Annotated in this window: 21 protein-coding genes and 3 tRNA genes; 20 read left to right on the top strand and 4 right to left on the bottom strand. The window is 65.5% G+C overall.

Annotated elements, in window-relative coordinates:
* Positions 1–22 precede the first annotated feature (22 nt).
* The 8 genes from gyrA (at position 23) to LKD76_RS00875 (ending at position 6,070) form a co-directional block, all read left to right on the top strand.
* On the top strand, positions 23–2,521 hold the full coding sequence (gene gyrA / locus LKD76_RS00910; RefSeq protein ID WP_227979005.1) for a DNA gyrase subunit A: 2,499 nt from the start codon (positions 23–25) through the stop codon (positions 2,519–2,521).
* A 79-nt stretch (positions 2,522–2,600) separates the two neighbouring features.
* On the top strand, positions 2,601–3,572 hold the full coding sequence (locus LKD76_RS00905) for a DUF3566 domain-containing protein (RefSeq protein WP_227979004.1): 972 nt from the start codon (positions 2,601–2,603) through the stop codon (positions 3,570–3,572).
* 143 nt (positions 3,573–3,715) lie between these two features.
* A tRNA-Ile gene (locus tag LKD76_RS00900) sits at positions 3,716–3,789 on the top strand.
* A gap of 35 nt (positions 3,790–3,824) precedes the next feature.
* A tRNA-Ala gene (locus tag LKD76_RS00895) sits at positions 3,825–3,897 on the top strand.
* 191 nt (positions 3,898–4,088) lie between these two features.
* Positions 4,089–4,196 carry a DLW-39 family protein gene (locus LKD76_RS00890; RefSeq protein WP_227979003.1) on the top strand — a complete coding sequence of 36 codons (108 nt, stop codon included), beginning with the start codon at positions 4,089–4,091 and terminating at the stop codon, positions 4,194–4,196.
* A gap of 15 nt (positions 4,197–4,211) precedes the next feature.
* Positions 4,212–4,287: transfer RNA gene (locus tag LKD76_RS00885), tRNA-Ala, on the top strand.
* A gap of 269 nt (positions 4,288–4,556) precedes the next feature.
* Complete coding sequence (locus LKD76_RS00880) at positions 4,557–5,249, top strand: winged helix-turn-helix transcriptional regulator (protein WP_227979002.1); 693 nt, start codon at positions 4,557–4,559, stop codon at positions 5,247–5,249.
* An 11-nt stretch (positions 5,250–5,260) separates the two neighbouring features.
* Positions 5,261–6,070, top strand: coding sequence for a class I SAM-dependent methyltransferase (locus LKD76_RS00875; protein WP_227979001.1), 810 nt, complete (start codon positions 5,261–5,263; stop codon positions 6,068–6,070).
* Positions 6,071–6,110: 40 nt separating this feature from the next.
* On the opposite strand, the gene LKD76_RS00870 is transcribed toward LKD76_RS00875, so the two are convergent.
* A complete protein-coding gene (locus LKD76_RS00870; protein WP_227979000.1) occupies positions 6,111–6,716 on the bottom strand; it encodes a TetR/AcrR family transcriptional regulator in 606 nt (201 codons plus the stop codon).
* Positions 6,717–6,896: 180 nt separating this feature from the next.
* Between LKD76_RS00870 and LKD76_RS00865 the strand changes: the two genes are divergently transcribed.
* The 4 genes from LKD76_RS00865 (at position 6,897) to LKD76_RS00850 (ending at position 12,623) form a co-directional block, all read left to right on the top strand.
* On the top strand, positions 6,897–8,684 hold the full coding sequence (locus tag LKD76_RS00865; RefSeq protein WP_227978999.1) for a multicopper oxidase family protein: 1,788 nt from the start codon (positions 6,897–6,899) through the stop codon (positions 8,682–8,684).
* 5 nt (positions 8,685–8,689) lie between these two features.
* Complete coding sequence (locus LKD76_RS00860) at positions 8,690–9,937, top strand: oxygenase MpaB family protein (RefSeq protein WP_227978998.1); 1,248 nt, start codon at positions 8,690–8,692, stop codon at positions 9,935–9,937.
* Positions 9,938–9,951: 14 nt separating this feature from the next.
* On the top strand, positions 9,952–11,016 hold the full coding sequence (locus tag LKD76_RS00855) for a lipocalin-like domain-containing protein (protein ID WP_227978997.1): 1,065 nt from the start codon (positions 9,952–9,954) through the stop codon (positions 11,014–11,016).
* Between the two features lie 74 nt (positions 11,017–11,090).
* A complete protein-coding gene (locus LKD76_RS00850) occupies positions 11,091–12,623 on the top strand; it encodes an FAD-dependent monooxygenase (RefSeq protein WP_227978996.1) in 1,533 nt (510 codons plus the stop codon).
* Position 12,624: 1 nt separating this feature from the next.
* Here the strand turns inward: LKD76_RS00850 and LKD76_RS00845 are convergent, their stop codons facing one another.
* Both LKD76_RS00845 and LKD76_RS00840 read right to left on the bottom strand, forming a co-directional pair.
* Positions 12,625–13,449, bottom strand: coding sequence for a sterol desaturase family protein (locus tag LKD76_RS00845; RefSeq protein WP_227978995.1), 825 nt, complete (start codon positions 13,447–13,449; stop codon positions 12,625–12,627).
* A gap of 2 nt (positions 13,450–13,451) precedes the next feature.
* Positions 13,452–14,162 carry a FadR/GntR family transcriptional regulator gene (locus tag LKD76_RS00840; protein WP_227978994.1) on the bottom strand — a complete coding sequence of 237 codons (711 nt, stop codon included), beginning with the start codon at positions 14,160–14,162 and terminating at the stop codon, positions 13,452–13,454.
* A gap of 199 nt (positions 14,163–14,361) precedes the next feature.
* Between LKD76_RS00840 and LKD76_RS00835 the strand changes: the two genes are divergently transcribed.
* On the top strand, positions 14,362–15,405 hold the full coding sequence (locus tag LKD76_RS00835) for an alpha/beta fold hydrolase (RefSeq protein ID WP_227978993.1): 1,044 nt from the start codon (positions 14,362–14,364) through the stop codon (positions 15,403–15,405).
* A gap of 26 nt (positions 15,406–15,431) precedes the next feature.
* Here LKD76_RS00835 and LKD76_RS00830 read toward each other — a convergent pair whose 3' ends face one another.
* Positions 15,432–17,978 (bottom strand): winged helix-turn-helix domain-containing protein, encoded by a 2,547-nt coding sequence (locus tag LKD76_RS00830; RefSeq protein ID WP_227978992.1) that lies wholly within the window; start codon positions 17,976–17,978, stop codon positions 15,432–15,434.
* A 316-nt stretch (positions 17,979–18,294) separates the two neighbouring features.
* Here LKD76_RS00830 and LKD76_RS00825 point away from each other — a divergent pair, with 316 nt between their 5' ends.
* From LKD76_RS00825 to LKD76_RS00795, 7 genes are all read left to right on the top strand, one after another.
* Entirely contained in the window at positions 18,295–19,407 is a 1,113-nt protein-coding gene (locus LKD76_RS00825; protein WP_255659553.1) for an AI-2E family transporter, read from the top strand.
* 125 nt (positions 19,408–19,532) lie between these two features.
* Entirely contained in the window at positions 19,533–19,943 is a 411-nt protein-coding gene (locus LKD76_RS00820) for a DUF7144 family membrane protein (protein WP_227978990.1), read from the top strand.
* 124 nt (positions 19,944–20,067) lie between these two features.
* Positions 20,068–21,075, top strand: coding sequence for an adenylate/guanylate cyclase domain-containing protein (locus LKD76_RS00815; protein ID WP_255659552.1), 1,008 nt, complete (start codon positions 20,068–20,070; stop codon positions 21,073–21,075).
* Positions 21,076–21,834: 759 nt separating this feature from the next.
* The gene (locus LKD76_RS00810) at positions 21,835–22,839 is read left to right on the top strand and encodes an ATP-binding cassette domain-containing protein (RefSeq protein WP_227978989.1); all 1,005 of its coding nucleotides are present in this window, start codon (positions 21,835–21,837) and stop codon (positions 22,837–22,839) included.
* Entirely contained in the window at positions 22,836–23,678 is an 843-nt protein-coding gene (locus LKD76_RS00805) for an ABC transporter permease (RefSeq protein ID WP_227978988.1), read from the top strand. The genes LKD76_RS00810 and LKD76_RS00805 overlap by 4 nt, the downstream gene beginning before the upstream one ends.
* A 53-nt stretch (positions 23,679–23,731) precedes the next feature.
* Positions 23,732–23,932, top strand: a complete 201-nt coding sequence (locus LKD76_RS00800) for a hypothetical protein (protein WP_227978987.1) — start codon at positions 23,732–23,734, stop codon at positions 23,930–23,932.
* 22 nt (positions 23,933–23,954) lie between these two features.
* Positions 23,955–24,482 carry a peptidylprolyl isomerase gene (locus LKD76_RS00795; RefSeq protein WP_227978986.1) on the top strand — a complete coding sequence of 176 codons (528 nt, stop codon included), beginning with the start codon at positions 23,955–23,957 and terminating at the stop codon, positions 24,480–24,482.
* The last annotated feature ends 11 nt before the right edge of the window (positions 24,483–24,493 follow it).

Genomic DNA, 24,493 nt, shown 5'->3' with positions numbered 1-24,493 from the left:
CCAGGCCTTCTAAGGAGAGTTCATGACTGAGACCACCCTGCCGCCCAACGGTGGTGCGGGCGACCGGATCGAGCCGGTCGATATCCAGAACGAAATGCAGAGCAGCTACATCGATTACGCGATGAGCGTGATCGTGGGCCGTGCGCTGCCCGATGTGCGTGACGGCCTCAAGCCGGTGCATCGGCGCGTGCTCTACGCGATGTACGACAACGGATATCGGCCCGATCGCGGTTATGTGAAGTCCGCTCGCCCGGTCGCCGAGACCATGGGTAACTACCACCCGCACGGTGACGCCTCGATCTACGACACCCTGGTGCGTATGGCGCAGCCGTGGTCGCTGCGTTATCCGCTGGTCGACGGTCAGGGCAACTTCGGCTCCCGCGGCAACGACGGTGCGGCCGCCATGCGATACACCGAGTGCCGGCTCACCCCGCTGGCGATGGAGTTGCTGCGTGAGATCGACCACGAGACGGTCGATTTCACGCCCAACTACGACGGCCGCTCCCAGGAACCCGTAGTTCTCCCCAGCCGGGTGCCGAACCTGTTGATGAACGGGTCCAACGGCATCGCGGTCGGTATGGCGACCAACATCCCACCGCACAACCTCAACGAGCTGGCCGAGGCGATCTACTGGGCCCTGGACAACTACGACGCCGACGAGGAAACCACCCTCGCCGCGTGTATGGAGCGGGTCAAGGGTCCGGACTTCCCGACCTACGGCCTGATCGTCGGTGGTCAGGGCATTCACGACGCCTACACCACCGGCCGTGGCTCCATCCGGATGCGCGGTGTGGTCGAGATCGAGGAAGACAATCGCGGCCGCACCACGATCGTCATCACCGAACTGCCGTACCAGGTCAATACGGACAACTTCATCAACTCGATCGCCGAGCAGGTCAAGGACGGCAAGATCGCGGGTATCTCCGATATCCACGACGAGTCCTCCGACCGCGCGGGTATGCGGATCGTGGTCACGGTCAAGCGTGACGCCGTGGCGAAGGTGGTGCTGAACAACCTCTACAAGCACACCCAGCTGCAGACCAGTTTCGGCGCCAACATGCTGTCCATCGTCGACGGCGTGCCGCGCACCCTGCGCCTGGATCAGATGATCCGGCTCTACGTCGAACACCAGTTGGACGTCATCGTCCGGCGCACCCGCTACCTGCTGCGCAAGGCCGAGGAGCGGGCACACATCCTGCGCGGCCTGGTCAAGGCTCTGGACGCGCTCGACGAGGTCATCGCCCTGATCCGGCGTTCGGCCAACACCGACACCGCGCGGACCGGCCTGATGGAATTGCTGGAGATCGATGAGATCCAGGCGACCGCCATCCTCGATATGCAGCTGCGCCGCCTGTCCGCCCTGGAGCGGCAGAAGATCATCGACGAATTGGCCCGCATCGAGGCCGAGATCGCCGATTTGAAGGACATCCTGGAGAAGCCGCAACGGCAGCGCGCGATCGTGCGCGACGAGCTGGCGGAAATCGTCGAGAAATACGGCGACGACCGGCGGACCCGGATCGTCGCGGCCGACGGCGACGTCGCCGACGAGGATCTGATCGCCCGCGAGGACGTGGTCGTCACCATCACCGCCACGGGGTACGCCAAGCGCACCAAGACCGATCTGTACCGCAGCCAGAAGCGCGGTGGTAAGGGTGTGCAGGGCGCGGGTCTCAAGCAGGACGACCTGGTCAAGCACTTCTTCGTGACCTCGACCCACGACTGGTTGCTGTTCTTCACCAACCTCGGGCGGGTCTACCGGGCCAAGGCCTACGAGCTGCCCGAGGCCAATCGCACCGCGCGCGGTCAGCATGTCGCCAACCTCCTGGCGTTCCAGCCGGAGGAGAAGATCGCGCAGGTCATCCAGATCAAGACCTACGAGGATGCGCCGTATCTGGTGCTGGCCACCCGCAACGGCCTGGTCAAGAAGTCCCGGCTGACCGATTTCGATTCGAACCGCACCGGCGGCATCGTCGCGGTGAATCTTCGCGATACCGACGAATTGGTCGGCGCCGCACTGTGTTCGGCCGACGACGATCTGCTGCTGGTCTCGGCGCACGGACAGTCGATCCGTTTCGCGGCGAACGACGAGGTGCTGCGCCCCATGGGCCGCGCGACCTCCGGTGTGCAGGGCATGCGATTCAACACCGACGATGAACTGTTGTCGCTCAATGTCGTTCGTGACGGGACCTATCTGCTTGTCGCGACCGCGGGTGGGTACTCCAAGCGCACCGCCATCGAGGAATACACCGCCCAGGGCCGGGGCGGTAAAGGTGTGTTGACGCTTCAGTACGACCCGAAGCGTGGCAGCCTGGTGGGAGCGCTTATCGTCGACGATGACGACGAGCTCTACGCGATCACGTCCGGTGGCGGTGTCATCCGGACGGCGGCGAGGCAGGTGCGCAAGGCAGGTCGGCAGACCAAGGGTGTGCGGTTGATGAACCTCGGCGAGGGCGATACCTTGCTCGCGATCGCACGTAACGCCGATGAGCCCGACCAGGTTTCCGGGGAAGAAGAGGCCTGAGGCTCGGATTAGCGTTAGGTTCTGGAAGCGGTAATTTCTCCACAAGCAGCGGCGCCACGACGGATCGAAGGATTCTGCATTGACCACTCCGAATCAGCCGAACGACGAGCGAAACCACGCCAACGGTGTGACCGAGCGGATCGCACCGTCACCGATTCCGCCGCGGCCTGCGCCGCGGTCGGGGTCGTCGGCCGAGAACGGCTCGGGCAATTCGCCCGCATCGTCCGAGCCACATGGTGATTCCGCCAAGGTAGGTGGTTCGGCACCGGATCCCGCCGAGGGCGGTGATGGTCGTGGTGGGTCCCGCTTCGAGGAGGGCTGGTCGCAGTTGCCGCAGCGCGAGCCGCAGTCGAATCTGAACCGCCCGGGGCAGGCACCGGTGCAGGGTCGCAGTGCGCAGAGCGGTCTGGGTGGCGGTGTGAGCAACGCTCGCACCACCACCGACCTGGCCGCCAAGGCGGCGCGTAAGGAAGCGGCGATGGTGAAGTCGGTCGGAATCGATGGCCCGACTCGCAGTATCGCCCGGCCGGAGCTGATCAAGGACCTGCCCGATCTGTCGGATCTGCGGCATCCGCTGCCGCAGGCGGATGTCAATGCGGGACAGCAGGTTCCGATGGCGGTGAAGGCCCCGGCCCCGCACGTCTCGCCGTCCGCGCCCGCCGCGGTCGCGCAGGCCGTGCACAACGGCGAGCCACTGCGCGCGACGGTGCAGGTGCGTCATATCGACCCGTGGTCGACGTTGAAGGTGTCGCTGGTGATCAGCGTCGCGATGTTCTTCGTCTGGATGCTGGCGGTCGGATTCCTCTACATCGTGCTGTCCGGCATGGGTGTCTGGGATCGGTTGAACAGCACGTTCACCGATATGGTGAACGACAACAATTCCTCGGCGACGACCATCATCGACGCCGGCAGCGTCTTCGGATATGCGGCCGTGATCGGTCTGATCAACGTGGTCCTGTTCACCGCGTTGTCGACGGTCGGTGTATTCATCTACAACCAGTGCACCGATCTGGTGGGCGGTGTCCAGGTCACCCTCGCCGATCCGGACTGACGAAGCACTCGCGAGCGGCCGGTTCCGGGTTCTCCGGGACCGGCCGTTTGTCTCTCGGAGGATGCTTTGACCAGGCGTTTTGGAGAGGTATCGAGGTGTTGTGTACTCTCTACCGAGTCGAGTGAGACACCAGTTTCACCCACGGGCCTATAGCTCAGGCGGTTAGAGCGCTTCGCTGATAACGAAGAGGTCGGAGGTTCAAGTCCTCCTAGGCCCACATTTCCATATACCTGGTCGTATCGCACGGCCGAGGGGGCCTTAGCTCAATTGGCAGAGCACTGCCTTTGCAAGGCAGGGGTTAGGGGTTCGATTCCCCTAGGCTCCACTTCAACGGATGGACCGGTTCGGGGGATACCGTCATCTGCTCAGCACGTTGTTCGGTGATTCACCACTGTCGATGATCGCCGCCACGGGCCGCGATTCGCTTGTCCTTCCTCACGCCGGCGGCGCGCGAGTTCGGGTAATCCACACGCCTGCCGGAAGCTTCGGCGCGGCGAGCACAGTAGGGTGGACGGCATGAAACTTCTTCTGACGATCGGTGTCCTGGCCGCAGTTGTCTTCGCTGTCACCAAGGTTCGCAAGCGGAACGAGGCGGATGTGTGGCACGAGGTGACCACGCGCTGAGTCCGCGTACGCACCGGGGCCTTAGCTCAATTGGCAGAGCACTGCCTTTGCAAGGCAGGGGTTAGGGGTTCGATTCCCCTAGGCTCCACCACACGGACCGGCCGTTCGGGACGCGGGATCCGGATCCCGAACGGGCCGCAATGTCCGGACTGCGTTGCGTGCCGAACGGAAACAGGCACAGAAGTATTCACCGGACACCTCTCGGTCGCCCTACCTCTCATAGCCGACCGTGCGGCCCGCGAACAAAGCCGGCAGATGCCAGAAACGATGGTGGTGGCGTGATACCACATCACCCTCTGCGGTAGAGAAAATAAACCTATAAGTAGAGAAACTCTACTCCTCCCTGCGTATGCTGGTCGCATGCGAAGCTACGGTGAATACTGTTCGATCGCCCGAGCGCTCGACCTGGTCGGCGACCGGTGGACACTGCTGATCGTTCGCGAGCTGCTTGTGCAGGGGCCGTGCCGCTTCACCGATCTGAAGAACGGGCTGCCTTCCATCGCCGCCAACCTTTTGTCGACCCGGCTGGGCGAGCTGAAGGAGAGCGGGCTGATCGACACCGTTGACGCGCCACCTCCGGTCGCGACCACTCTCTACGAACTGACCGACACCGGGCGGGCGCTGGAACCCACACTGCGGACACTCGGCCTGTGGGGCATGCAGTTCATGGCCACCGAGCGGCCCGGCGACACGTTCCGGGCGCAGTGGCTCGCCTACGCGCCGGCGTGGTTCACCGCCGACACCGATCCCGACGGCCCACCGCTCACTATTCAACTGATCGCGTCCGGCGAACACGCGGTCGTCGAGCTCGGCGATGGCGGAGTACGCACGAGGGTCGGCCGCGCCGCCGACCCGGACCTCACCATCGAGGGACCACCCCGTGCCGTTCTCGGTCTGCTCACCGGGTTGATAGACCTCGACGGGGCCACCGCGCTCGGGCTCACCACGCACGGAAGGCTCGAGGCTCTCGATCGTCTGCGACCCGTCACCGAACCCGGCCCGCCCGAACCGATATCGAGCAGATACCAGTCCGTCAGCCGCGCTGATCGATGAAGGAAACCGATATGACACGTGCGCGTATCCCCTCCCACTACGAGACCGGCTCATCCCGGCTGGACATCGAACGAGCCCTCATCGCCGCGGGGAAGGACCTCGACCACCTGCGGGCTGCCGACCTCGGAATGCTCGAGGACTTCCACACCAGTGGACGTATCGCGACCGAGCAGCTCGCGGACCTGCTCGACATCGACCCCGGCAGCAACGTGCTCGATGCCGGTACCTCCATCGGCGGGACCGCGCGGTACCTCGCCGCGCGCTTCGAATGCACGGTGACGGCGATCGACCTGGCCGAGAGTTACTGCGATACGGCCCGCTGGCTCAACCGTCTGGTCGACCTGGACGACCGAATCATCGTCCGGCGGGCAGATGTCACCGACCTCCCGTTCACCGACTCGTCCTTCGATGTCGTCTTCAGCCAGCACGTCCAAATGAATGTGGCCGATAAAGACCTCCTGTATCGGGAGGCCTGCCGTGTCCTGACTAGCGGTGGCCGACTTGCCATGTGGGACATCACCTCCGGTGAACGCGGCGAACCGGACTACCCGGTGCCCTGGGCCGACCGACCCCACCAGGGTCACCTGCTGACTCCGGCCGCGCTGCGCGCCACCGTCGAAGGCGCGGGATTCACCATCGAGCACTGGGCAGACCTCACTGAACAGGCCGTGACCACGATGCGAACGGTGCGCGCGCTGCCCCCCGGCCCACTAGGACTCCATGCCTTCGTCCCCGACTTCGGCAGCCGCGTCGACAACCTCATCGAAGGCCTCGCTGACCGACGCCTCCGAGCGATCCGGGCCATTGCCCGGGCGGCCTAGCTGTAGCACTCGCCGTCGAAGTGCGCTTTCGAGCGCATCCTCACGGCCGGATGAGCAGGTCCACAACCCCCTGCACTTCCTCCGGGGTCGGGGTCGGCAGATTGTCGCGGCCGTGGATCAGCCCGATGCCCAGATACACCATCGCGCCGGCCCGCTGACGGGCCTGTACCGGATCGAAGCCGAGATCGAGCATGATCGTCTGCACCGTCCGGAAGATGCGCTGATCCAGTGCCCGCACCGCCTCCGCCACCGTCTCGTCGGTGCGTGACCATTCCCGTACCGAGGCCTCGACCATCCAGTGCCGCTGGTCCACCAGCATGGCGGCCATCTTCTCGATTCGCGCCTCGACCGGTATCGAATCCAGGGCGGCGAGGGCACGTACCGCCTCGCTTTGCGTTTCGCCCCATCGGTCGGCCATGGCCGCCATCAGTTGTTCGAGATCGTCGAAATGCCAATAGAAACTGCCCTTGGTGACGCCGAGGTCCTGGCACAGCCGGGGGATGCGGATCGCGGTCACGCCTTCGCGGGCCAGTAGATCCAGGGCGCCGTTCACCCAATCCTCGTAGGACAGGCGGGTGGTCTGGCGCCGGTTGCGATGTTGTGCCTCGGCCTTCTTGGACAGCGGGGCCTTCTTCGACGCCGTCATCGGCTCACCGCCGTACCGCCCAGGTGCATAACTCGATCGTAGGGGAGTCGATCACCTGCGGATCCGGTGTGCGCACGGCTCACCTCCGGCTTCACCATTCAATCAAGTACCGTTTACTGTACTAAATGGTATGGTCGCTGCGACGGGTGATGCTCGAATCACCCTCGGAAGGTGCGAGGGATGTATCGACCGATCGGCCGCCGCGCGATGTTGCGGGGTATCGGCACGGGTCTCACGGCGGCAGTGGCGGGCCGGATGACCGCCGCCGCCGATCCGCCCGGATTCGAGAGTCCGCTGCTGTTTCATTCCCCGCCCATGGCACGCTTCGTCGACGAGCTGCCGCGACCGCCGGTCGTCACCGGTGACCGGCTGGACCTGGTCGCACGCAGTGCCGCACATCGCTTCCACCGCGATATGCCGGCGGTGCCGGCCTTCGGCTACAACGATTCGACCTATCTCGGCCCGACCATCGAACACGAGGCGGGCCGACCGCTCACGGTGCGATTTCACAACCGTCTCGGCGCTCACCCGTTCGCCGCCGATATCGACACCAGCCTGCACGGGGTGCCGGAAAGCCATCGGACCGTGGTACCGGCCTCGCTGCACCTGCACGGTGGGGTGACCCCGCCCGCGTCCGACGGTCACCCGGAACAACTGGTGCTGCCCGGACAGCACCTCGATCACGAGTTCCCGCTGCGGCAATCGGCGGGGCACCTCTGGTACCACGATCACCCGATGGGGATCACCCGGGCCAACGTCTACGCCGGATTGACCGGAATGGTGTTGCTCCGCGACGAATTCGACACCGGGCAGCCGGGAAATCCGCTCGGTCTGCCCGCCGGTGACTTCGAGATGCCGTTGGTGCTGCAGGAGAAGTTGTTCACCCCGGAGGGACGCCAGAGTCTGCGCTCGACCGTCGTGGTGCCGCGAGGGCTGTGGGAGGGCGGTGCGGTCGGTGACGTCGGCGTGGTGAACGGGGTGGTGTGGCCGCAGCTGCCGGTGGCGCGCGGGCTGTACCGGTTCCGCGCGATCAACGCGGCCTCGTTCAGTACCTGGAATCTGTTCTTCGGCAATCACATGCGGTTCTGGGTGATCGGCAACGATCACGGCCTGCTCGATGCGCCGGTTCCGGTCCGGACGCTGCGGCTGGCTCCCGCCGAACGTGTCGACCTGCTGGTCGATTTCACCGAACTGGCACCGGGGGAGACGGTCGAGCTGTGCAATGACGAACCGCCGGTATTCCAGGCGGCCGTATTGGGTGAGGTGGCGATGGGCGTGTTCTGCCGTTTCCGCGCCGAGGATCGCACCGGATTTCGCGGCCCGGTCCCGTGGACTCTGCGTGGCGGTCCAGGGCAGCCGCCGGCGTTGCCCGCGATACCGGCGCCGGACCGCGCTCGTACCCTGACCGTCAGTCAGCCCTACGAGCCGCGCGTGCCGCCGGCGATCATGTCGCTCAACAACCTGCGCTACGCCGATCCGGATATCGAGATGCCGCGCCAGGGTGCGACCGAGGTGTGGAACATCGTCAACATCACCCCGGATCCCCATCCGATCCACATTCACCTGGTCAACTTCCGCATCCTCAGCCGTACTCCACTGCGAACGGTGGATTATCAACTGGCTCATCCACAACCGGCCGTCGGCGTGCGCTGGACACCGGATCCGGAGGGATTCCTCGCCGGCCCACCGCAGCCACCGGCTCCGTGGGAGAGTGGCTGGAAGGATGTGGTGCGCGTCGACGGCGGCACAGTGACCCGCGTCGTGATGCGCTTTCCGACCGCCGAGGAGCTCGGTTTCGATCCGGACGCGCCCTTCCCTCGACTGAATCCGCCGTCGGCCGCCATGGCCGGACATTCGGATGAACATGCCGCGCATCACGATTCGGAACTGCGCGGATTCGTATGGCACTGCCACCTGCTCGATCACGAGGACCACGACATGATGCTGCGATTCCGGACGGTTCGGTGAATGCGATGACTCAGACCCTGAAAATTCCCAGCGCCTTCCGATACTGGGAGGCCAAGCAGACGCCCGCCGTCCAGCGGCTGGACGCGGTGGTGCGAAAGGTGACCGGCGCCAGTCTCTTTCCGACCGATGAACAAGCGCGCGCGCTCACCGAGGATCTGTTCGCGGGCGATCCGGTTGCCGAGCGTTTCGTCGCCGACGTGATGCACGGTCCCGGTGGTTCGGCGGCGGGTCGCCGGCTGCTCGATCGGGCATTGTCCGACGGCATCGACGCGGTGCCCGAGGCCCCGGATTCCATGCGCGAGTTGTTCGCGGAGTTCGACACCGTGCCCGAATGGGTACGCCCGGAGCAGGTCGAACAGGGCGCGGCGATCTGGCGACGCTGGGGCACCATGCTGTTCAGCTTCGCCGGTGCCGAAACCCTGGAGATGTACACCGAATCCGCGGTGGCGACCCCGCTGTCGCTGGCGGGTGGATATGCCGGAAACAGCGCCCTGCGCAGGTATCTGGAAACGTGCCGGTTCTGGATGGACGTGTCGCAGCCGAACGCACTGCTGACTCCCGGTTCCACCGGCCGCGCCACCGCGCTGAAGGTGCGCGTCATGCATGTGTCGGTCCGGGCGAAGGTGGCCGGTCATCCGGAATGGGATATCGACAGGTGGGGGCTGCCGATCAGCCAGACCTATCAGCTGCTGACTCTGATCGCCGGAAGTGTCACACCGGGTCTCGGCCTGTGGGCCCTCGGGTATCAGACCACACCGTCGGAAATCCGCGCGCTGCTGCACTTTCAGCGGTACATGGGCTATCTGCTCGGGGTGCGCCTGCGATGGCATCCGGAAACCGTGGTGGATTCGCTGCGAGTGCTCGCCATGACCATCGCCTCGCGTTCCTACGATGCCGGTACCCATGGCGCCGAACTGATCGAGTCCTACCCCGCGGCCTTCGCACCGCGTCCGGAACACCGCGGCTGGAACAGGATTCGCGCCGCCTACAACTTCCGCATCAACTCGGTGTACTCGGCGATGTACATGGCGCCCGGCACCCGTCGGAAATACCGGATGCCCCCGGCGTTGCCGTGGCTGTTGATCCCGGTTCTCCGGTTTCCGCTGATCACCGCGATGGAGTTCATCCGGCGGGTGCCGCCGGTCGCGCGGGCGCACGAGCGGGTGATGGTCCGGCATCGCGAGAACTGGTACCGGGCCCAGATGCAGGGCAGGGAAGCGGAATTCGATGCCAGCGGCGCACTGCGCCGGTGAAGGGAACGGTAGCGATGAACAGTACGGAGATCGTCGAGGCATGGAACGGCCCCGGACGCCGGGACGGCGAACTGACCGTGGTCGAACCACGGCACAATGGCCTGCATCCCGCGACGAGCGCCCTGGCCTTCGAACACTGGTACTTCGACGCGCGTCTCGACAGCGGGCATACGGTGGTCGGATTTCTGACCAAGCGACGTCCCGAGGATTTCCCGCACTCCAGGCCGTGGGTCGAGCTGATGGTGTACGAGCCCGATGGCACCAGGCGCCAGATCTCGCGGAAGTATCCGCGGGACAGGGCGTCGTTCGATGCGCGGACATGCGATGTGCGGATCGGGGACAACCACGCCTACACCGAATTCCGGCCCGGCGGACTGCCGACGCATCATCTCCGGCTGGCCGAGGGCGGGCTGGAATTCGATCTGCGCTTCGACAACGAACTGCCGAGCTGGATGCCGGGCCGGGGCGAAACACATTTCGGCGGTGGCGATTCCTTCGGCTGGGTCGTCGGCGCGCCGCGGGCGCGGGTGAGCGGGACCGTCACCATCGACGGCGCCCGCTCGGAAGTCACCGGCCGCGGCTACGCCGACCACAATTGGGGCGTCGGCGATATGCGCAAGATCATCGAGCGCTGGCACTGGGGCCGGTTGTACGTCGAGGACTATTCGCTGTTGTTCGCCGATGTGCTGACCCAGCGGCGGCGCGGCGCACACGAGATCGCTCCGTTGATGCTGGCCCATCACGATCGCATCGTGCTCTCGACCGGTGAGATGCGGCTTCGGGAGGGGCCGGGGCGGTTCGACGCCACGGCGGGCCGGATGTATCCGGAATGGATCGAACTGGTGGTGCCGGACCGGGTCGAATTGCGCCTGACCGTGGAGCGGGTCATCCACGCCCACGATCTGCTCGACGACATCCCGCTGGTGCGGTCGCGGCTGCTGAAACCGTTGGCGTACAAGTTGATCGGCCATCCCGGTTATTTCCGCTTCGAATCGTCCTTCGAACTGACTGTGCACGATGACGGCGGCCCCGTCCGGCGCACGGGCACCACCTTGCACGAACTGGTGGCGCTGGCTTGACACTTGCGCGGGCCGAGAGCCCGCGCATTCGCGACGCAAGGGGGTTGCAAGCCGGTGCCGCCAGTCTGACTGTCATGAACGAGGCATTCGATGTGGTTGTCGCCGGTGCCGGCCCGGTCGGGCTGATGCTGGCATGTGAATTGCGCCTGGCCGGAGCCGAGGTGCTGGTCGTCGAGCGGCTGACCGAGATAGATACGACGATCAAGGCCGGTGCCATCAATGTGCCGACGGCCCAGGCCTTCGATCGCCGCGGGCTGCTGCCCGAACTGCTCGCCCGGCAGGAGGCGGCGATCGAGGCGATCCGGGCGTTCGCCGGCCCGTCGGCCGTCACCGCGGACCGGCCGCCGATCGCGGGTCATTTCGCGGGCATCATGCTGCCCTTCGATGTGATCGACGGTGAGGATCCGGCCTTCGACGGTGTCGGGCCGGCGGGCCGGGCCGTCCTGGTGAATCAGCAGGGTATCGAGGAGATTCTCGAGGCTCGGGCCGACGAGCTGGGTGTGGTGGTGCGCCGCGGCGTGGAGTTGACGGATCTGACCGATCACGGTGACGCGGTGACCGTGTGCTGCGGTGCCGAAATGATCCGCGCCGCCTGGCTGGTCGGATGCGACGGCGGCCGCAGTACCGTCCGTAAACTCGCCGGATTCGACTTTCCCGGCCTGGACCCGGAGATCACCGGCCGGCAGGCCGTGGTGGAGATGTCGGAAACCGAAGGATTGCGACGGGGTTGGCATGACACCGAACACGGGATCTACGTGTACGGTCCGACCCCGGGCCGCTTCCTGACCGTCGAACTCGACGGACCGCCGGTCGATCGCGACGCACCGATAACCGCCGCCGAGCTGGAGGCGAGTCTGCGCCGGGTCACCGGTGTACCGGTCCGCATCACGGCCGTCCATTCCGCCACCCGGTTCACCGACAACACCCGGCAGGTGCCCGACTATCGCAAGGGCCGGGTGCTGCTGGCCGGCGATGCGGCACATGTGCATTCACCGTTCGGCGGCCAGGGATTGAACCTCGGCATCGGTGACGCCGTCGACCTCGGCTGGAAGCTGGGTGCCGTCGCGCGCGGCAGGATGGGGGAGGAGTTGCTCGACACCTACACCGCGGAGCGCTATCCGATCGGGGCGTGGGTGCTGGAGTGGACCCGTGCGCAGGTGGCGTTGATGCGATTGGATCGTCGCAGTAAGGCCCTGCGTGAGGTGATGGCCGAGCTGCTCTCCACCGGTGACGGCGCGACCACGGTGTTCAAGCGGATATCCGGTGTCCTGCACCGCTACAACCTCGGCGGTGACCACCGGCTCGTCGGTGCGGTCGTGCCGGATCTGGATCTGTCCGACGGTTCACGGATCGCCGAACACTTCACCGGTGGAACGGGGGTGCTGTTCGATTTCGCCGACTCCCCGGAGCTGCGCTCCGTCGCGGCGGCGTGGCAGGACCGCATCCGTATCGTCACCGCGAAACCCCGCGAGTCCGTGGCATCGTCGGCTGTTCTGGTACGTCCGGACGGATATGTCGCCTGGGCCGCGGGCGAAGACGGTGTGGCAGCGGACCGTTCGGACCTCGTCGCGGCCCTGCACCGCTGGTTCGGGGCGCCCGCGCGGTAGTTCAGTCGGGTGCCCAGCCCGGTCCACGCAGCAGATATCCCCAGCGATCGCGCCAGGACCGGGCACGCAGCAGATCCGACCAGATGGCGGCGAATTCGTGGGTGGCCACGCGGACCGGATTGTAGGTGTGGATATTGGTGGTCAAGCCGTAGCGCACCCGTTCGGATTCGGGTTCGAAGGTGCTGAACAGTCGATCCCAGACGATCAGGATGCCGCCGTAATTGCGATCGAGATAGCGATCGTTGGAGCCGTGGTGTACCCGATGGTGGGACGGGGTGTTGAACATCCACTCGATCGGACGCCACAGCATGGTGACGCGCTCGGTGTGGATGAAGAACTGATACACCAGGCTGATCGACTGCTGCAGCAGAATCATCCAGGGCGGAAAGCCCAGCAGCGCCAGTGGAATCCAGTAGGGCAGCGAACTGAACGGCGTCCACGGCTGCCGGAGCGCGGTGGACAGGTTGTAGAACTCGCTGGAGTGGTGCACGACGTGGCTGGCCCAGAACAGCCGCACCGTGTGATGAGTGCGGTGGTACCAGTAGTAGGCGAAATCGTCGGCGACGAACAGGGAGATCCAGGTCAGCGGGTTGGCGGGTGACAGGCGCAGCGGCGTGATCAGATACGCCGCGGCGAAGACGGTGAGTACCACCAGTTTCCAGCCGATATTGACGACCACATTGCCCAGCCCCATCACCACACTGGTGGTGGCGTCGCGGAACCGATAACCGAGCTCGTCGTCATCGGGCAGGAAGTGGAACGAGACGGCCTCCGCGATCAGGCAGATGACGAAAACCGGTATGGCATGGGCGATCAGGTCGAACATGGTCAGTCTTTCGCACCCAGGGCCGCGGCGAAGCGGCCGAGAAATTCGCGGGCGAGCGTGTAGGCGCCGTCCGCGTCTCGCGCCGCGATCCGTCGCGCCAGTTCGCGATGGATCTCGGCGTCGATGTACTCCTTGTTGAGGCCCAACTCCGCGATCACCGGCATGCCGATATCGAAATAGCCGTTGACCAGTGTGTTCATTGCCAGGCGGTAGGCCACGTTTCCGGAGCCGTCGATGACGGCGGTCCAGAATTCCAGATCCGCGGTGGTCAGCTCGCTGAGATCCGCGGTCGCATCCGGGTAGTTCCGGGCGGCCTGTTCGATCGCCGCGATCTGGTCCGCATCCGCGGTGAGCGCACACAACCGGGCCGCGTCGGCGGCAACGGATCGGCGCATCACCGCGATATCGCGCAGCAGCCGCTGCGGTGGCAGCGCACCGGCCGCGGCCAGTGCGGACAGGACGTCGAGCCCGCTGTGTGCCCGCCAGTCCTGCACCCGGGTCTTGCCGCCCTGCGCGATCCTTACCAGGCCACCCTGTTGGACGCGCCGCAGCGCCTCGCGGACGGCGTGCCGGTTGACCTGGAAGGTTTCGGCGAGTTCGCGTTCCGAGGGCAGCGCGTCGCCGGGGGCGATACGACCGCTGAGAATCGCGTCGACCAACTGGCCGAAGACGGTGTCCGAGACGGCGGTGCGGGAGACAGCGGTGAACTCCATGCCGTTACCTTGACCGGTTCCCATCAACAAGTCAACTGGTTGTACCAGTAGCCGCGTGCCACGTGTTATATGTAACTTCGCGTAGCGGAAAAATGGTGGCCGCGAATACCATCGAGTGACTGTCGTCAGCAGGGTGTCGGCGTTGACCGGCGATGATGCCGCGGTTCGACCGCGGCCGGGATATGGGAGGTAGTCACCGGTGGTCGCCTTCGTCGCGGATCTGCCGCGCGCCGCGCGCAATATCTGGGAGGTGTCGTTCGGTGACGGCATCGAGCCCTATCGGCCGGCGCCGTCCACGCCGATCAGCGACGAGCCGCACAATCGGCTGCTGCGCTACGACCGTGCCGAACCGGCGACCGGAAATCCGGTCCTGCTGGTGCCGCCGCTCGCGGTCACCCCGGCCTGTTTCGACCTGCGCGACGGGCAGAGCCTGGTCCGCTATCTACTCGGAATCGGTAAACAGCCGTATGTGATCGATTACGGCGACTTCGACTACGGGGACCGGGATCTCGGGCTCGAACAGTGGACCCACGGCATCGTGCCGGACGCGGTGCGGCGGGTAGCCGCCGAACACGATCGGCCGGTCGATGTGATCGGCTGGTCGCTGGGCGGTGCGCTCGCCATGCTCGCCGCCGCGGCTCACGCGGATCTGCCCATCGCCTCGGTCACCGGCCTCGCGACCCCCTTCGATCAGCGCTGGACGCCTTTCCTGGTGCCGGTCCGCCTGGCCGGACGGATCACCGGCGGGCGCGGTGTCGCGATGGCGACGCGCCTGCTCGGTGGTGCCCCGCGGGAACTGGTCCGGTTGGGGTTCCGGCTGCAGGCCTTCGATCGCGAACTGACCAAGCCGTTGTTCATCGCCCGCAACGCCACTGATACCGAGGCGCTGGCCCGGATGGAGGCGGTCGACCGGTTCATGGCGACCATGCCCGGTTATCCGGGCCGGTCGCTCTGGCAGATCTATCGCAGTCTGGTGCTGCGAAACGAGTTGGCGGACGGCGTCGTTCGGTTGCGCTCGGATCTGGTGGTGGAACTGTCCAAACTCACCTGCCGGGTCCTGCTGATCGGCAGCCGTACCGATATGTTGGTGCCGGCCCGATCCACCGGCCGCGGGCCCGAGTTGCTGACCGGCGCGTCGGAGGTGCGATTCGTCGAGGTCACCGGTGGCCATCTGGGATTGATGGTGGGACCGAACGCCGCCACCTCGACCTGGCCCGCAATCGGAGAATTCCTGGGCGCCTGACGAATTCGGATCGTACCGAGTGGGGCTCAGATCAGGCCGAGTTCACGGGCGCGCGCGATCGCGGCGGCCCGGGAGCCGCTGCCGAGTTTGTGATAGATCCCTCGCAGATGGGTTTTGACGGTGTTGATCGAAACCCCCATGCCCTCGGCGATATTCAGGGTTGTCATCCCGGACGGCAACTGGCGCAGGACCGAGATCTCGGTCTCGGTCAGCCGCGGACTGTGTGCCGCGGTCCGGGCCAGCGGATGTGACCGGATCTGCTCGACCAGCCGGTCGTGATGTCCGAAGCGGCCCACCGAACCGTCCAGCAGCGCAACGATTCCGGGCACATCCACGAACGGCCGGACGATGCGGTCCCCGGCCGCGCGCCCCAGCGCATTCGACAGTGCCTCGTAGGCCTTGACCGGGCGGTCGAGGTGGTCGCAGGCCGAGGCATAGAGCAGCCACGCGGCGACCGCCGGGACCGGGCGCAGTTCCTCGCACCGGTTCAGTAGTGGCCGTAGTAGTTCCAGTGTCGTCGAAGACGTGTGCGCGTACTCCGACAGCGCCGCCTCCGCGACCACGACATCTGGCGTATGCCCCAGCACCGCGACCGCGCGCTCGACCAATGTCTGTGCGCTGACCCGAGATTGAATCCGCAGCAGCGCGAGCACCGCGTGCAGGATCAGATCGCCCGACTGCGCCGATGGGGTCCGATCGGCCAGTATCTCCAGCAGTTGCAGCCGCAGCGCATCGGCGATGGGGAAGCGGTCGGCGGTGGAATCGAATTCGAGCAGCCGGAAGACGGCATGCGCGTGCCGGTCGCCGACCGGCACCGGGGAGGACCGCACCGAGGTCGGCAGTTGCGCGGCGTGCGGATCGAGGGCAGCGCCCTGCAGATAGCGGACGTAGGCGATCATCGCCCGCGCGTGGGTGATCGCGGGATCGGTACGCAACCCGTATTTTCCGCCGAGTTCGACCGCGTACTCCGCACGTTCGCACATGACCGTGAGATGGCCGTCGAAGCCGCCGCACAGGGCCAGCCTGGTGGCGGCTTCGACGACGAAACGACCCAGTCCGGCCCGTTCGGCGAGGGCGAGCGCATGCCACAGGCCGGATTCGCCCGGGGCGATATCGCCGCGATGCAGATACGCGTTCGACAGTTGCAGCACGATGTAGCAGTCGAGTTCGGGGTGGCCGGTCGGGGTCAGCGTCGTCAGGTTGGGGGCCGCGGGTCTGTTACCCGTGGCCACCGCGACGTCGGCGGTCACCGCCTCGCGCAAGATCGTCAGCCACGAGGTGGGTACCAGCGCGGAGGCCGAATACGGTTCGGCCAGTAGCCGATCGAGATAGGCGGTGGCCGCCGCGATATCAGCGCGGCCCACCGCTTCGGCGATACGTAGCTGCTGGACGAATTGATCGTCGGCCAGTTCGCCGATGTCGTCGAGCCGAGCGAAGAAGGCCGGGCCGTCACCGCCGAACACCAGGCGCGGTCCGTGCTCGCGAAGGAATCGCGACAACTGCGGCCGGCCCGGTTCGGCCAGGACGTGATGGAGTGCGGCCGAGGGCATTCGGGTATCGATGAACCAGGTCGAGCAGGTGCGGTGGATCGGCTGCATCCGATCCGGCACCGAACGCGCGGCCTCCGCGAGTAGGTAGGCCCGCAACATGGGGTGGTAGCTGTGCCACAACTCGCCGTTTCGGGCGACGCATTTGATCGGCAGGTTGTTACGCAGCAGGTTCTCGAGTGTGGCCGCCGCGGAGTCACCGGCGAGTTCGGTGGCCAGATCGACGGTGAACTCCTCGGGAATCGCCGTGGTGAGCAGGAAGTGCAGCGCATCCTCCGACAGGGCGGTGAGCAGCTCACCCACCAGGAAGTCGCTGATCGCGTGGGGTGCGCAGGCCAGCGTCGCCAGTGCGGTCGGACGGTCTTGCGGATCGGCGGCGAGATAGATGGCGGCGATCCGCACGAGTGCGGCCCAGCCACACGTCAGCTGCTGAATCGTCGCGATCTCGTCGCCGTCCGGGTCGAGCCCGTGCTGATCGAGGAGTCGCGCGATGAGTACCTCGTCGAGGGCGAGTTCCCGTGCGCTCAGGCGGATCAGCCGGCCACTCAGTTCGAGGACGTGCCAGCGCATCGGCGGGTCGAATCGTCCGGTGACGATGATGGTCAGACCGGCCGGTGCGTTCGTGACGAGATAGTCCAGACCGGCCAGCGCGAGCGGATCGGTCAGCAGGTGGGCATCGTCGAGGACCAGTACCGTTCGCCCCGGCAGTTCTGCCAAACGGTCGACCAGCAGGGCCGGTTCGGCGAGCGGGGAGGTCAGGTCGGGACCGTTCACATCGTCGTCGGACAGACCTACTGATCCGGCGATCGCATGCCAGAGGTCGGCGGATTCTCCGCGGCGCCCGGTGAAGGTCAGCCAGCCGATACGGCAACCGGAACGACGCGCGACCCAATCCGCGGTCAGCACCGTCTTTCCGGTTCCCGCAGGGGCGCAGATCAATACGGTCCGGCCGCCACCGGCCATCGCCTCGTCGATGCGGGCCTGGGCTTCGGCGAGAGGGAGAGGCGTGAAGGACAGCTTCGGCATGCCGATTTGCAGGCCACCCCAAACTGTGGCAACTCTAGAGCTATCGACTATCGCGTGGGCTGAACCCGATGAATCATTCAACGCGCCTCCCGGAGCTTTGCCTTTGCTGAAGGCAGTTTCCTGAAGCCTTGAAGGTTCCAAATTGAAACGTACACCACTCATTTGCCGAACTCGGTCAAATTGTGACTTCCGTCATGGTTTCGAATCGGTCTCGGGTATGCCGAATCAGCCGTGGCGTAGGCCGTCCGCGGCGGGCTGTGGCGTTAGGGTCGCGCAGGAGAATTCAGAGGTGCTCTCCAGCGGCGAGGATATTCCCATGCTTTCGCGACGAGCTCGACCCACGCGTGCCGAATCTGCCGCGCCTCCACCTGCCTCCGGCGCGACCTGGTCGCTTCCGCGCGGACTGATCGTGGTGTTGTCCGCCGCGGGTGCGGTCGTGGTGATCATCGGAATGAAGACGTTCTCCGGGATATTGGGACCGACATTTCTGGCCCTGATGCTGACCATGGCCGTCCAGCCGGTGCAGACCTGGGTCCAGGGGCGCGGGTGGCGGCCGTGGATCGGAATGGTCGCCGCACTGGTGCTCGTCGTCCTGATTTTGCTCGGATTACTGGGCGCGCTGGTGCTCTCGGTCGCACAGCTGGCCTCCGAACTGCCCAAATACACCGATAAGTTGAACGACATGCTCGGCGGGGTGCGCCACTGGCTGTCCGATGCGGGAGTGGACACCGAGCAGATCCACAACACCCTCAACGGTATGGATGTGGGCAAGGTCGTCGACGTGCTGTCGGCCACCCTGAGCAACGCCCTGGGCATTTTCTCGAATCTGTTCTTCGTGCTCGCATTGCTGCTGTTCATGGCCATCGACGGCATGATGATCGATCGCAAACTCGTCGTTGTCGCCAAGGCGCGTCCCGAGATCGCGTACGCATTGAGCGCATTCGCCATCGGTACGCGGAAATACCTGGTGGTGTCGACGATCTTCGGTTTGATCGTCGCGATATTCGACGGTGGCGCGCTGTGGTTGATGGGCGTACCACTGCCGGTGCTGTGGGCGCTGCTGTCCTTCATCACCAACTACATCCCGAATATCGGATTCGTCATCGGACTGGTTCCGCCGGCGCTGCTAGCGCTGCTCGACAGCGGGCCGGTGCTGATGCTCTGGGTGATCGTCGTGTACTCGGTCATCAACTTCGTGATTCAGTCGATCATCCAGCCCAAGTTCGTCGGTGACGCGGTCGGGCTCAGCGTCACCGTGACATTTCTGTCGCTGGTTTTCTGGTCGTGGGTACTGGGGGCGCTCGGCGCTCTGCTGGCTATTCCGCTGACGCTGCTGATGAAGGCAGTGCTGCTCGATATCGACCCGACCACGCGCTGGGTCGGGGTGCTGATCCAGGATCGGGCGCCGCAACCGGACGAACAGACCTGAACCGCGCGATTCGCGCGGCGACCGGGGAACGACCCGGACCACACTCACCCGCCACGGGTGAAGCCAACGCCCCTTCCGCTGGGCACAGTCATGGCAAGGCCCCTCAGCTGGGAAGGAGTTCCGCCATGACAACAACCCCGCAACAACATCCAGTCCGTCAGGGCATCGCCGCCGGAACCTCGATCGCTGCGGCGATCCTGCTGATCACCGTCGGTGTTCTCTCGATTCTGGAGGGGATTTCGGCGGTCGCCAACGACGATCTGTTCGTCGTGGGCGTCGACTACGTCTACAAGTTCGACACCACAACCTGGGGATGGATCCATATCGTCCTGGGCATCCTCCTGGTGATCGCCGCCCTCGGCCTGATGGCAGGAACGGGCTGGGGCCGCGTCGCGGCGATAACCCTGGCCGCGCTATCGATTCTCGCGAATTTCCTGTGGCTGCCGTACTACCCGGCGTGGTCGATTCTGGTGATCGCGCTGAACGTGGTGGTGATCTGGGCCATCGCCACCTGGAAGCCGGGCGCCGAAGCCTGATCCTGGACGTGGATCGCGGTGGTCGGGTTCCACGTGGAACCCGACCACCGTTCTCGTGCGGACACGCACTGTGACAAATCACCACCGGCCGGTCGAGTTCTCGCCGGATCCGTATCGTCGAATCATGGCGTCCCCGGAGCTGTCGAAGCTGGTGCAGTCGGTTGTCGAGCCGTATCTCCTCGAAGGTCCGCGTCGCTACAAACGCGAAGAGGTGGCGGAACTCTCGGGTGTGCCCGCGGATCTGTCACGGCGACTGTGGGTTTCGCTCGGATTTCCCGCCAATCCCGATGACGAGGCCGTCGAATACACCGCCGGTGATGTACAGGCGGTGCGGAATTTCAAGAGCCTCGATGCGCTGGCGGGTGCCGAGGTACGGCGGCAGCAGGCGGCCGCGCGCACCCTCGGACAGTCGATGGCGCGATTGGCCGAATGGCAGGTGGATCTGGTCGCGGAGGAGATCGCGGATCGCATCCGCACGATCACCGCGAACGATCCCACGGTCGATGAGACGGAGGTCGCGCGGGAGGCGACGGCCGAGGTGGTGTCGGCTCTGCAGCAACTACAGGCCTATGCGTGGCGCCGCCATCTGGCTGCTGCCCTGGCACGGTCTCTGGCGGGCGACGGCACCGGAGAAACGTTGCGCGAGTTGGCTGTCGGATTCGCGGATATGGTCGGGTACACCCGGCTCACCCGTCATCTGGATCCCGATGAACTGACCGATCTCCTGGAATCCTTCGAAACCATCACCACCGAAGCGATCACCGAGAACGGCGGCTGGGTGATCAAGAACGTCGGTGACGAGGTGATGTTCGCGGCCGAGTCCGCGGTGGCGGGGTCGCGGATCGCGCTGGCCATTCAGGAGGCGACGTTCCAGGCCGGGACCACGCCGGAATTGCGGGTCGGCCTCGCCTATGGGCAGGTGCTGCAGCGATTCGGCGATCTGTACGGGTCGGTGGTGAATACCGCGGCTCGGCTGACGGGTGTGGCGCGGCCCGGCACCGTTCTGGTGGACGACGGTGTCGCAACACAATTGGGCAAGGAGTCGGAGTTCACCCTGCGGCACCTGCGCAGTGTGCGAGTCCGCGGCATCAATCGTCTGCGGTCGCACGTATTGCGCCGAAACGGGCGCTGAAGCCGAATGGGACGACGGGCCGAAGCTGTTGCCGTCCAGGTGTTTATCGATGCGAATGGCCGCCGGAACGATCGTGGCGGTGATGTGCGACCAGGACGGAAGTGCCCGGAAATTAGAAGCGGGCCTCGGCGAAGGGGGGGAGTTAGCCGAGGCCCGCGTAGGGTCGGCCCGGGGGGGAGGGGCCGACGTGAATGATCCTACGCGACGATTCTCGTTTGTGTATGCATGAGGGCCGCTAGTTTCCGAATTTTTTTCTCTGGCGTGTTGCGGGATGCTGGAAGCGGGTTGCCCGGCACTCGATTGCCGCCGACTGCGATTCACCGAATTATGTTGCGGTACAACGCAATAAACTGATTCCACTTGAAACGACCGGCGTGTTTCGGTGCCGTCGAATGTCGATGGAATCGGTAGCTGAGCGGGTGCCCAGACGGTCTACGGTGGGCGTTTTCACACCTTCGGGAGCCGCCGCGCGGGTAGTGAGTAGCCGTTGCGGGCGTACACAGGTAGCGCACTACTCACGACCGGGCGGCTGCGGCGGGAGAGTATCGAGTCGGTCGCATCCCGCCGGCACCCCCGAGCACCGCCGGATTCCGGGATGCGACCACCTCTTCTCTGTGGGGTGTGTCGCGTGCGGCACGCGGCGCGGCGGCGGCCGAAAGTCCGATTCGTACGTATTTAGGATGAACTTGTCGGTGGTCTGGGCAATACTGCACGGCAGTAGCGAAACCTCACGTCCACATCGAACGGCAGGGGAAGAGAATGCCCGACGCCATCATCGCCGAGGGTTTGGTCAAGAAGTACGGGAAGCTCGTCGCCTTGGACGGGCTGGATCTGGCCGTGCCCGAGGGGACGGTGACCGCACTGCTCGGCCCGAACGGCGCCGGGAAGACCACCACGGTCCGTGTGCTGACCACGCTGCTCACCCCCGACGCGGGCCGGGCCACGGTCGCTGGGATCGACGTACTGGCCGAACCGCAGCGGTTGCGGGCGCATATCGGCGCCTCAGGACAGTACGCGGCCGTCGACGAATACCTCACGGGTTTCGAGAACCTGGAGATGGTGGGGCGGCTGTACCACCTCGGTATCCAGCGCAGTAAACAGCGGGCGCGCGAACTGCTCGACCGCTTCCGGCTCAGCGAGGCGGCCGACCGGCCGGTGAAGGGCTACTCCGGCGGAATGCGGCGGCGGCTGGACCTGGCCGGCGCCCTCGTCGCGAATCCACCGGTCCTGTTCCTCGACGAGCCCACCACCGGACTGGATCCGCGCGCACGGCTGGATCTCTGGGATGTCATCGAGGAATTGGTCGCGGGCGGAACCACTCTGCTGCTGACCACCCAGTACATGGAGGAGGCCGATCGGCTGGCCGATGCCATCGCGGTGATCGACCACGGCACGGTCATCGCCCGCGGGACCGCCGACGAGTTGAAGGCACTGGTGGGCGGCGATCGCATCGAGTTGACCGTCGAACACGTCGACGGGCTCGCGGTGGCCCAGCAGGCGCTGACCGGTCTGGCCGTGGGAGATATCCACCTCGAACCCGGATTGCGCCGTCTCACCATTCCGGTCGACGACGGATCGCAGGCCCTCGTCGACACCATCGCGCGGTTGTCCACACACGGGGTGCGGATTCAGGACGTCGCACTGCGCCGGCCCTCGCTCGACGACGTCTTCCTCACCCTCACCGGTCACGAGGCCGCCGATTCCACCGACCCGGTCGATGCCGCACAGACCTTGGAACAAGCCACGGAAGGACGACTCGGATGATCACCGCGGTGAGTGATACCCAGCGGCCCGCATTGGCCGAACGCACTGCGATCGTGGTCAGCGACAGCATCACCATCGCCAAGCGCAACATCATCAAGATCAAGCGCGTACCCGATGTCCTGATCTTCTCGACCCTGTCGCCGATCATGTTCGTGCTGCTGTTCGCCTACATCTTCGGATCGGCGATCACGGTGCAGGGCACCTCCTACCGGGAATTCCTGATCGCCGGAATCTTCGCTCAGACATCGGTATTCGGCGCCACGTTCACCGGCACCAGCCTGGCCGAGGATATGCAGCGCGGCATCATCGACCGGTTCCGTTCGCTGCCGATGGCGCCGTCCGCGGTCCTGGTCGGCCGCACGGTCGCGGATGTCGCGATCAATGTGGTGAGCCTGGTAGTGATGTCGGTGACCGGTCTGATCGTGGGATGGCGCATTCACGGGTCGTTCCTGGAGGCCGTACTGGCTTATGCGCTGCTACTGCTGTTCGCCTACGCGATTTCGTGGATCATGGCCGTCGTCGGTTTGCTGGTGCGGGCACCGGAGGTGTTCAACAACGCCAGCTTCATGGTGATCTTCCCGCTCACCTTCATCGCCAATACCTTCGTTCCCAGCGATGTGCTGCCGACTCCGCTGCGGGTCATCGCGAATTGGAATCCGGTCTCGGCGGTGACCCAGGCGACGCGCGACCTGTTCGGCAACACGAGTCCGATGAATCCCACGCCCGACGTGTGGTCACTGCAACATCCGGTCACGACGACGCTGATCTGGGTGGTGGCGATTCTGGTGATCTTCGTGCCGCTCGCGCTGCGGCAATTCAAGCGGTCGGTCAGCCGCTGAGCCGTTCACCTGCGGCTACTGCGGACGGGCACGTGCTGTGACAGCATGGTGGCATGCAGTTGGGGACTTCCCGGAAAACAGGTCGGTTGCGTAATCGGCTCATCGTGGCCACCCTCGCCGCGGTCGCCGGTGGCGCCGCGTGGGCGGCGGCCGCGCGTCGCCCGCAACTGCCGCAGCCGGCCGCGGAACCGCCGCGGCTGGGGCATTCGGTCGCGGCGACAGGCCCGGAGGCGGCGGCACATCCCGCCACCTAGCCGACATGGCACGATATTCCGCGTGACCTCACCGAATCAGACCGCCGTGGCCGTGCTGCACACCAACCTCGGCGATATCAAGATCTCGCTCTTCGGTAACCACGCTCCGAAGACGGTGCGTAATTTCGTCGGCCTCGCCGACGGCAGTGCGTCCTACACGACGCAGAACGCGAGCGGCGGCACCTCCGGCCCCTTCTACGACGGCAGCGTGTTCCACCGTGTGATCGATGGCTTCATGATTCAGGGTGGTGACCCGACGGGCACCGGGCGTGGCGGACCGGGCTACGAATTCGCCGACGAGTTCCACCCCGAACTGCGTTTCGACCGGGGTTACCTGCTGGCGATGGCCAACGCCGGGCCGGGCACCAACGGTTCGCAGTTCTTCATCACCGTCGGTGCGCAGCCGCATCTGAACCGCCGCCACACCATCTTCGGTGAAGTGGTGGACGCGGATTCGCGCAAGATCGTCGACGCCATCGCGACCACCGCCACCGACCGCAACGATCGGCCCAAGGAGCCGGTCGTGATCTCGAGCATCACCCTGAACTGACCTCATCGGAG

This window comes from Nocardia spumae (genome assembly GCF_020733635.1).
Lineage (GTDB): Bacteria > Actinomycetota > Actinomycetes > Mycobacteriales > Mycobacteriaceae > Nocardia > Nocardia spumae.
This window is presented reverse-complemented; position numbering and strand designations above follow the sequence as displayed.